General features: G+C 70.1%; 9 protein-coding genes and 1 tRNA gene. 7 read left to right on the top strand and 3 right to left on the bottom strand.

What is annotated here, in order from left to right:
- Positions 1–101: 101 nt before the first annotated feature.
- Positions 102–305, bottom strand: coding sequence for a cold-shock protein (locus ACTHL4_RS00855; RefSeq protein WP_440280836.1), 204 nt, complete (start codon positions 303–305; stop codon positions 102–104).
- Between the two features lie 270 nt (positions 306–575).
- Between ACTHL4_RS00855 and ACTHL4_RS00860 the strand changes: the two genes are divergently transcribed.
- Complete coding sequence (locus tag ACTHL4_RS00860) at positions 576–1,460, top strand: EamA family transporter (RefSeq protein WP_440280837.1); 885 nt, start codon at positions 576–578, stop codon at positions 1,458–1,460.
- A gap of 76 nt (positions 1,461–1,536) precedes the next feature.
- On the opposite strand, the gene ACTHL4_RS00865 is transcribed toward ACTHL4_RS00860, so the two are convergent.
- Positions 1,537–1,617: transfer RNA gene (locus ACTHL4_RS00865), tRNA-Tyr, on the bottom strand.
- Between the two features lie 125 nt (positions 1,618–1,742).
- Between ACTHL4_RS00865 and ACTHL4_RS00870 the strand changes: the two genes are divergently transcribed.
- Entirely contained in the window at positions 1,743–2,240 is a 498-nt protein-coding gene (locus tag ACTHL4_RS00870) for a YajQ family cyclic di-GMP-binding protein (RefSeq protein WP_440280838.1), read from the top strand.
- 12 nt (positions 2,241–2,252) lie between these two features.
- Here the strand turns inward: ACTHL4_RS00870 and ACTHL4_RS00875 are convergent, their stop codons facing one another.
- The gene (locus ACTHL4_RS00875; protein ID WP_440280839.1) at positions 2,253–2,852 is read right to left on the bottom strand and encodes a TetR/AcrR family transcriptional regulator; all 600 of its coding nucleotides are present in this window, start codon (positions 2,850–2,852) and stop codon (positions 2,253–2,255) included.
- A 118-nt stretch (positions 2,853–2,970) separates the two neighbouring features.
- Between ACTHL4_RS00875 and ACTHL4_RS00880 the strand changes: the two genes are divergently transcribed.
- The 5 genes from ACTHL4_RS00880 to ACTHL4_RS00900 all read left to right on the top strand — a co-directional run bounded on the left by ACTHL4_RS00880 (position 2,971) and on the right by ACTHL4_RS00900 (position 9,186).
- Positions 2,971–3,774, top strand: a complete 804-nt coding sequence (locus ACTHL4_RS00880) for an SDR family oxidoreductase (protein ID WP_440280840.1) — start codon at positions 2,971–2,973, stop codon at positions 3,772–3,774.
- A complete protein-coding gene (locus tag ACTHL4_RS00885; RefSeq protein ID WP_440280841.1) occupies positions 3,771–4,751 on the top strand; it encodes an NADPH:quinone oxidoreductase family protein in 981 nt (326 codons plus the stop codon). Before ACTHL4_RS00880 ends, ACTHL4_RS00885 begins: the two co-directional genes overlap by 4 nt.
- Before the next feature lie 73 nt (positions 4,752–4,824).
- Complete coding sequence (fabG, locus tag ACTHL4_RS00890; protein ID WP_440280842.1) at positions 4,825–5,580, top strand: 3-oxoacyl-ACP reductase FabG; 756 nt, start codon at positions 4,825–4,827, stop codon at positions 5,578–5,580.
- Between the two features lie 350 nt (positions 5,581–5,930).
- On the top strand, positions 5,931–6,140 hold the full coding sequence (locus tag ACTHL4_RS00895; protein WP_440280843.1) for a hypothetical protein: 210 nt from the start codon (positions 5,931–5,933) through the stop codon (positions 6,138–6,140).
- A gap of 121 nt (positions 6,141–6,261) precedes the next feature.
- Entirely contained in the window at positions 6,262–9,186 is a 2,925-nt protein-coding gene (locus ACTHL4_RS00900; protein WP_440280844.1) for a helix-turn-helix transcriptional regulator, read from the top strand.
- Positions 9,187–9,198: the final 12 nt, after the last annotated feature.

Consider the following 9,198-nt stretch of genomic DNA (forward strand, 5'->3'; position numbering starts at 1 on the left):
GGCCGGGCGCCGTGGCGGGGGGGGGGGGTCGGGACCGGCAAAACGCTACGCGGGCGCATCCGGATGTGCCGGAGGCCCCCGCCTCGATCAGACGTGCTTCATCAGATCGCGCGAACGTTCTCCGCCTGCGGACCCTTCTGGCCCTGCGCCGAGTCGAACTCGACACGCTGGTTCTCCTCCAGCGACTTGTAGCCGGTGCCGCTGATCGCGGAGAAGTGGACGAAGACGTCGGGGCTGCCGTCCTCCGGGGCGATGAAGCCGAAGCCCTTTTCCGCGTTGAACCACTTGACGGTGCCTGTTGCCATGATGGCGGTTCCCTTCGATATGTCTTCCGGGCCGCACACTCTGCGCGACGCCCGGGGCCAAACGACGACGTGGCACGCACCCGACATGGACTCATCGGGGCCTGTGCGTCGAGCGCTGCATGGATCCAGCGCGCTCAAGACGTGAAGGAACAACCTGCCGACCAGGACCGAGGTTACCCGCTCCGGCGCCATACACCCAGCGCGGCGGCCGGCCAGTCCGTCATCCTGCCTCTCCGCGGCGCCGGTACGACGGTTCGATAGCGTCAACGGATGTCGGCGACCGCTCTGGCCCTGGTGCTCACCGCCGCGGTGCTGCACGCGATCTGGAACATCGCCGCGAAGCGCGTCGCACACGGCGGATACGTCTTCGTCTTCGCGTATGCCGCCCTCTCCGCGCTGGTGTGGCTGCCGATCGGGTTGATCGTTTTGGCGGCCAACGGCGCGGCCCTCAGTGTGGCATTGCTGGCCGCATCCGCGCTGTCCGGCCTGTTGCACATCGCCTACGGCCTCGCGCTGCAGACCGGCTACCGCAAGGGCGAACTGAGCGTGGTCTACCCCGTCGCCCGTGGCACCGGCCCACTGCTCACGATGCTCTTCGCCATCTTGGTGCTGGCCGAACGCCCCGGCCCGATCGCCGTCGCCGGCGGATTCGTCATCGTGGCGGGTGTCGCCGTGGTCGCCGCCGCACGACCGGCGGGTGCGCCGCGGCGCCATACCGGACCGTCGGCCGGGTCGGCCCGCAAGGGACTGCAGTGGGGGGCGCTGACCGGCTTGGCCATCGCGTCATACACGCTCTGGGACGACCACTCGATGACCGGGCTGGCGCTGCTGCCGGTGCCCTACTTCGCGTTGAGCACCGCCTGGCAGAGCCTGCTGATGGTCCCCGGGGTGCGCGGTCAGTGGGCGGAGCTGTCGCGCGTGGCACGTGAGCATTGGCGCGAGATCGTCTGTGTCGCAGTGCTTTCCCCGCTCGCGTACATCCTGGTACTGCAGGCGATGACGACGACCTCGGTCGCCCTGGTCGCGCCGGCCCGCGAGTCGAGCATTGTGGTGGGTTCACTGCTGGCCTGGAAGCTCTTCCACGAGCCGGCGCCCGCGCGCAAGTTCGCCGGTGCCGTGGTGGTGCTGGCGGGCATCGCACTCATCGCCGTCTGACGAGCCATATGACCAAAGGGCGGTCCCGAAACGAACGAGGGCCCCGGCCGAACTGCCGGGGCCCTCGCGCACGCGGTGCCAGGTCTAGGATTCGAACCTAGGTAGCTTTCGCGACGGATTTACAGTCCGCTCCCATTGGCCGCTCGGGCAACCTGGCGTGGTGCGTGGACGAGGATAACAAGCATCGTGCGCGCTGGGCCAATCGGCGTCCCGGGGGCCGCCACCGGTGGCAGCGCGGCATACTCGGGGCGAGCAGCACCCGCCATCCGAAGGAGCAGCAGCATGGCCGACTCGTCGTTCGACATCGTCAGCAAGACCGACAAGCAGGAGGTCAGCAACGCGCTGAACCAGGCGGCCAAGGAGATCGCCACCCGCTACGACTTCCGCAACGTGGGCGCCGTGCTGGAGTGGTCCGGGGAGAAGATCCTGATGAAGGCGAACTCGCAGGAGCGCACCCTCGCGGTGCTCGACGTCTTCCAGACCAAACTGGTCAAGCGCGGTGTCTCGCTGAAGTCGCTCGAACTGTCGCACGACGGCGAGCCGCAACTGTCGGGCAAGGACTACCGCCTCGAGGCGACCCTGCGCGACGGCATCAGCCAGGAGAACGCCAAGAAGATCTCCAAGCTCATCCGGGACGAGGGGCCGAAGTCGGTGAAGTCGCGCATCGAGGGCGACGAATTGCGCGTCACCAGCAAGTCGCGGGACGACCTGCAGGAGGTGCAGCGACTGCTCAAGGGCGCCGACCTGGATGTGGCGCTGCAGTTCACCAACTACCGGTAGGGCATCGCGGCGCTACCCGTCCCGCGCGCCGGCCATCCGCAGCGCCATCCGGGCACTGTGGTCGGCGACGCGTTCGGGCTGCCAGGCGTCGCGTTCGTCATACCAGCGCGCGACGTCGATCGACATGCCCATGATCGCGTTGGTGGTCATACCGACATCGACGCAGTGGAAGGCGCCGGATGCGGCACCGTCGGCGAGCACACCGCGGATGAGCTGCTGTATGTCGTGCCGCAATGCGTCGATGGTGGCGCGGTGCTCGGGGGTCAGCGCGCCGAGTTCGTAGTTGACCACGCGTGCGAGCGTGTGCTCCGTCGTGTGCCCCAGCACGAACCGGCGGACCATCGCCGCGAGCTGCTGCACCGGCCCGTCGGCGGCCGCACCGGCATCGCGAAGCGCCTGCAACGTGGCCCGGTGACCCGCGAGGGAGATGGCGAAGAGCAGCGACTCCTTGGTCCGGTGATGCACGTAGACCGCCGCCGGTGACATGCCCGCCGCGGCCGCGATGTCCCGGGTCGTCGTGCCGTGAAAACCCTTGGCACCAAATGCATCCCGTGCGGCCTCCAGCAGCCTGCGCTGCGTCGCCGACGGCAGCGCATCCACCGGCTCGGCCATCGGGACCCCTCTCCCTCGACGCGCGACGGACGGGCTCCGCCTCGTTGACGAGCATGCCGCAGCGTGCGACGCTAAGCAAGCGCTTAGTCAGCCGCCGCCCACCCTCGAAGGAGCACCGGTGCCCACCCCGCTCACGACCTGGCAGGACCAACGTGTCGTCGTGACCGGCGCCGCCCGAGGCATCGGGGCGGCGATCGCAGAACGACTGGCCGTGCTCGGTGCCCGCGTCGTGGTGACCGACGTGCTGGACGAGCCGCTGGACGAGACCGCCGGCCGGATCGGCGCATACGCCGTGCCCGCCGACATCGCCACCTCGGAGGGCGTGCGATCCGTCGTCGACGCCGCCCGGGAGCAGCTGTCGGCGATCGACGTGTGGATCGGCAACGCCGGTGTCGCACGTGGCGCAGGGCTCGACACGCCCGATTCGGACTGGGAGACCTCGTGGTCGGTCAACGTGCTGGCGCATGTGCGCGCCGCACGGCTGCTGTTGCCCGAATGGCTCGCCTGCGGCCGCGGACGCTTCGTCGTCACCGCATCAGCGGCCGGACTGCTCACCGTGCTGGGCCAGCCGTCATACGCGGTGACCAAGCACGGTGCCGAGGCCTTCGCCGAATGGCTGGCCGTCACCTACGGGCATCGCGGCGTCGACGTCCACGCCATCTGCCCGCAGGGTGTCCGCACGGACATGTACCCCGGACCCGGCACCGACCCGGTGGCCGACGTCATCGGTCACGACGGTGCCCTGGAGCCCGCTCAGGTCGCCGACTGCCTGGTGGAAACCGTTGCGAACGGAGACTTCCTGGTGCTCCCGCATCCGGAGGTGAAGGACTACTTCGCGCTGCGTGGAGCCGCCACCGACAAGTGGCTGCGCGGCATGCAGCGTCTGCAGGCTCGGATCGACGACGCAGGAGGGACGCCATGAAGGCATGGCAGGTGCAGCAGCTGGGGACCCCGACGGAGGCGTTGCGCACGGCCGATCTGCCGCAACCCGAACCTGCCGCCGGTCAGGTCCGGGTCCGGGTGCGCAGCGCGGCGCTCAACTTCCCCGACGTGCTGATGTGCCAGGGGCTCTACCAGGTGCGACCGGAGTTGCCCTTCGTCCCCGGTGCCGAACTGTGCGGCGAGATCACTGCGGTCGGCGACGGCGTGATCGAGCGCAGGAACGGTGACCGCATCATCGGTATGGCGGCACTGCCGCACGGCGCCTTCGCCGAATCGGCGCTGATGCCGGCTGCCAGCGCGCTCGCACCGGAGGCGCTCGACGACGATGCGGCCGCGGTGCTGACCATCGCCTACCAGACCGCATGGGCAGCACTGTTCCGCCGCGCGCAGTTACGGCCCGAGGACACCGTGCTCGTGCAAGCCGCCTCCGGAGGCGTCGGATCGGCGACCGTGCAGCTGGCGAAGATCAACGGCAACCGGGTGATCGCAATCGTCGGGGGCGCCGAAAAGGCCGCTGCCGCAAGACAATTGGGTGCCGATGTGGTCATCGACCGCACCACCGAGGACGTCGTCGCCGCGGTCAAGGAAGCCACCGAGGGCCGCGGCGCCGACGTCATCTTCGACCCCGTCGGCGGCGACGCCTACGACCTGCTCGCCAAGTGCGTCGCCTTCGAGGGACGGATCGTGGTCGTCGGCTTCTCCGGTGGCCGCATCCAGGCGCCGCCGCTGAACCACATGCTGCTGAAGAACTACTCGATCCTCGGATTGCACTGGGGTTACTACCAAACCATGCGGCCGTCGGTCATCGAGCAAGGGTATGCCGAGCTGTCCCGCCTTGCCGCCAGCGGCGCGATCCGGCCGACGATCAGTAGGACCCTCGGCTTCGACGAGCTGCCCGAGGGACTCACCGACCTGGCAGCGGGCAGGACCATCGGCCGACTGGTCTGGCACCCCTAGCCGATACCCCTCCGATCCGCTCCCCCGGCACTCGGCCGGCGCACTGAAACCACCGAACAACGCAAGGAGAACCATGACGGACCAGCGAACCGCCATCGTCACCGGTGCCGCACGCGGCATCGGCGCAGAGATCGCCCAGCGCCTCGCGGCGGACGGCCTCGCCGTCGCCGTGCTCGACCTCGACGAGGGGGCCTGCGGCGCCGTCGTCGAGGCCATCACCGCAGCCGGCGGCAGGGCACTCGCCGTCGGGTGCGACGTCAGCGACGAGGCCTCGGTGACCGCCGCGGTCGAGCGAGTGGCCGGCGAGCTCGGCGCGCCGACGGTCCTGGTGAACAACGCGGGCGTGCTGCGCGACAACCTGATCTTCAAGATGTCCGCGGACGACTGGGACACCGTGATGAACGTCCACCTGCGCGGCAGCTTCCTGATGACGCGCGCCGCCCAGAAGTACATGACCGAGGCGAAGTTCGGGCGCATCGTCAACCTGTCGAGCACGTCGGCGCAGGGCAACCGCGGCCAGGTGAACTACTCGGCGGCCAAGGCCGGCCTGCAGGGCTTCACCAAGACGCTCGCGATCGAGCTGGGCAAGTTCGGCGTCACCGCCAACGCGATCGCGCCGGGGTTCATCGTCACCGACATGACCAAGGCGACGGCGGACCGGGTCGGCATCGACTTCGAGGAGTTCCAGCAACTGGCCGCCCAGGAGATCCCCGTGCAACGGGTCGGCCTCCCCGCCGACATCGCGAACGCCGCATCGTTCTTCTGCGGGGAGAACGCCGGCTTCGTCAGCGGGCAGGTCCTGTATGTCGCCGGCGGCCCCTACGACTGATCGGGTGGGCACCCCGCCCCCGCTCCCCGCTCCCCGCTCCCCGCTCCCCTGACCGAGCGGACACCATACCTACCGAGCGGACACGCAAAGTGGCCGGATTCCGGCCACTTTGTGTGTCCGCTCGGTGCGTTCGTGTCCGCTCGGTGAGGAGTGTGCACGCTCGGTGCGTTCGTGTCCGCTCGGTAAGGAGCGTGCACGCTCGGTGAGGAGTGCGCCCGCCAGCTCGAGGCGCTGACGGCACGCAGCTGAGGCACTGCCCAGCGGACAAATAGGGCATCTGCCCGAGGCGAGCGGCTACCTCAGGCGACGACTGTCGATGTCAACGCAACACGACATCGAAAGGCACCCTGATGACACCCTTCTCCTACTCCACCTCCCCCATCGTCGGGGCCGAGATCGCTTACCGGCAGCAGCAGATCGCCCACGACTTCGCCGTCGCGCACGGCTGGGAACTGAGTGTCCGGTGGCTCTTCGGGCGACGCCGCCGGCCGGTCGACCGCACGCCGGCGCCCCGGCACGACCCCAACCTGGTCACTCCGGGCCACCTCGGATGGCGGTGAACCTCGGATGGCGGTGAACCTCGGCGGATCGGTGCTGGCCGGTCCGCCGGCGAGTTCGCCGGGCCGTGAGCCACCGGAAAATGGTCGTCCTGCGCAGCCGCGGACGGGCGACAATGAACCAGTGATCTCCGACTCCGCCCCCGACGGACCGATCTTCGGTCGCAGTGCAGAGATCGACGACTTCGCGCGGTTGCTCGGGGACCGGGCGCGGTCGTCGAACACGCTGCTCGGCGGTGACGCCGGCATCGGCAAGACCCGTCTCGTGCAGGAGATCGCCGCGATCTGCCGGCAGGCCGGTGGCGTGGCGCTCGTGGGTCGCTGCCTCGACCTGGGCGACAGCGCCGCGCCATACCTGCCGATCACCGATATCGCGCGCTCCCTGCGCGACCTGCCGGCCGCTGCCGGCGTCGTGGCCGTCAACGGCCTCACGCCCGGTGACAGCGCCCGGCCGGTCGAGTTCTTCGAGGCCGTCGCGGACCTGTTCGACGACATCGCCGAGCTGGCGCCGGTGCTCGTCGTCATCGAGGACGTGCACTGGGCCGACCGTGCGACACGTGAGCTGCTGACCTACCAGTTCACCCGTGACGTGCGGCCCGGGGTGCACGTCGTCGCGACATACCGCACGGACGACCTGCACCGGCGCCACCCGCTGCGTCCGGCGCTGGCCGAGTGGTCCCGACTGCCGACGGTCCGCAGGGTGCTGCTCGACCCGCTCGCGGCCGAGCCGGCCCGTGCCCTGGTGCACCACCTGGAGCCCGGGCTCGCCGAACCCGCCGCCGGCGACATCATCCGTCGCTCGGGCGGAAACCCCTTCTTCACCGAGGAGCTCGTCGCCGCCGCGAACGCCGGCCCGCAGCTGCCGGGCGACCTCGCCGACCTGCTCCTCGTGCGTGCCGACTCGCTCGAGGACGAACCACGCCGGGTGCTGCGCGCGGTCTCCGTCGCCGGCTCCGCGGCCTCCCACGCGACCCTGCAGGGGTTGGTCGAGCTGCCACCCGAGCAATTGCACGGTGCGCTGCGGGCCGCCATCGACGCCCACCTGCTCGTCGCGACCCGCGACGGCACCTACGCCTTCCGCCACGCGCTGCTGTCCGAGGCGGTGTACGACGACCTGCTGCCCGGCGAACGCGTGCGGCTGCATGATCGGCTGACCGACATACTCCTCGCGACCGGTGCGGACTGCTGGGCCGCCCTGCTGGCCAGACACGCCGAGCAGGCGGGGCGTTTCGAGGTCGCGCTGCGGGCCCGGGTGCGGGCCGGTGACGAGGCACTGGCCACCGCTGCACCGTCGAACGCCGCTCGCCACTTCGAGGCCGCCATCTCGCTGGCCGCATGGCACCCCGAACTCACCGACGTGCCCGCCGACCTGTCGCAACGCGCCGCCGGCGCTCTGCTCGCGGCCGGTGATCCGCTGCGGGCCGCCGACCTGATGCGGGACGCGTTGCGCTCGCACACCGGGCCCCTGCTGGAGCGTGCCGAGTTGTTGCGGCTGTACCTGTCGGCGTTGCTGCTGACCGACCTGCCGTCCATGCATCTCAAGCTCGGTGTCGCCGACCTGCCGGATGAGGCCGACGAGCTGCTCGACACGGCCGCTCACTGGGCACGCGACCTCGACGACAAGGTGCTGCTGGGCCAGCTGCTTGCGCTCAAGGCGCACTACCTGCTCGCCTTCGACCGCTTCGATGAGGCGGCCGTTGCCGCGGGCGACGCGCTGACGATCGGCCGCGCCGTCGACGAACCCTCGATCATCACCGACGCGATGACGACCCAGGCCAAGCTCGACGGCATCGCGGGCGACATGAGCTCGGCACTGTCCACGTTGGAGCAGGTCCGGCAGCAGGCGGCCGCCGAAGGCCACATCCGCGCCGAGCTGCGCGCGCTGCACCAGCTCGCCGGGCTGCAGGCGCGCACCGACCAGCACACCAAGGCTGCTGCCACCTACGACGAGGCGATCCGCCGGGCGGACGAGGCGAATGCGCGGACCGAGATGTACGGCATGGATTCGGTCATCTTCGCCGCGACCCTCGCTGCCAAGCTGAGCGACTGGGACCGCGTCGACGAGTTGCTGGCCAAGACCGACGACCTGCCGCTGTTGGCCAGAATGTCCGGCGAAGCGGTGCGGCTCACGGTCGACGTCGCACGCGGCAGGTTCGAGCAGGCGCGGGCCCGGCACGAGGTGCTGCACGAGCAGTGGTCGCACGACATGTTCATCCTGGTCAACGATGCTCCCGGGATGATCGAGATCCTCGGCGCTGCGGGCGACCTCGACGGCGCGATCGGCATCTACGACGAGGCGATTGCGACCGTCGAGAAGGTATGGCGCATGCGGGTTTTCGACGCTCAGATCCGGATGACCGCCCTTCTGCTGACCCAACTCACCGAGGCCGCCCTCGCCGATCCACGAGCGGCCGCGGATCATGCATCCCGGGTGGAAGAGCTGGAAGCCCGGCTGGAGGCCGTGCTGTCGGTGCGCGGCGCACGCGAGTCACTGGGCGAGGAGTCACGAGCCTGGTTCGCCCGGGCTCGCGGCGAATTGGCACGGTATGCCGGCGAGCACGCACTGGCGGCCGACGAGCACCGGGAGGCCGTGCGCCTCTTCGGCCACGCCGGTTTCGGCTACGAGCAGGCCGCCACGCAGCTGCTGCTGTGCCGCGCGTTGCAGGCGGCCGGCGACCGCAGCGCGGCGCGATCGATCGCCGACGACGCCCTGGCGACCGCACACCGGCTGGGCGCCGCGCGCCTCGTCGCCCGCTTGCGCGGACGGTCAGGCGGCGAGACCGCACGGGGCGGGGCACTGACCCCGCGCGAACTCGACGTGCTGCGACTCGTCGCCGCGGGTATGACGAACGGGCAGCTCGCGGGCCGGCTCTTCATCAGCACCAAGACCGCGAGCGTGCACGTGTCGAACATCCTGGCCAAACTCGGTGCCGCCAACCGGACCGAGGCCGTCGACCTGGCCCGGCAACGCGGGGTGCTGCACTTACCGGCGGCGGGGGTGAGTGCAGCACCACCGTGGGTCAGTCCGGCGCCAGCCCGTCGCGGATAAAGGCCCCCCTGC

Origin of the sequence: Flexivirga sp. (assembly GCF_051955415.1) — a bacterium.
Classification (GTDB): Bacteria; Actinomycetota; Actinomycetes; order Actinomycetales; family Dermatophilaceae; genus Flexivirga.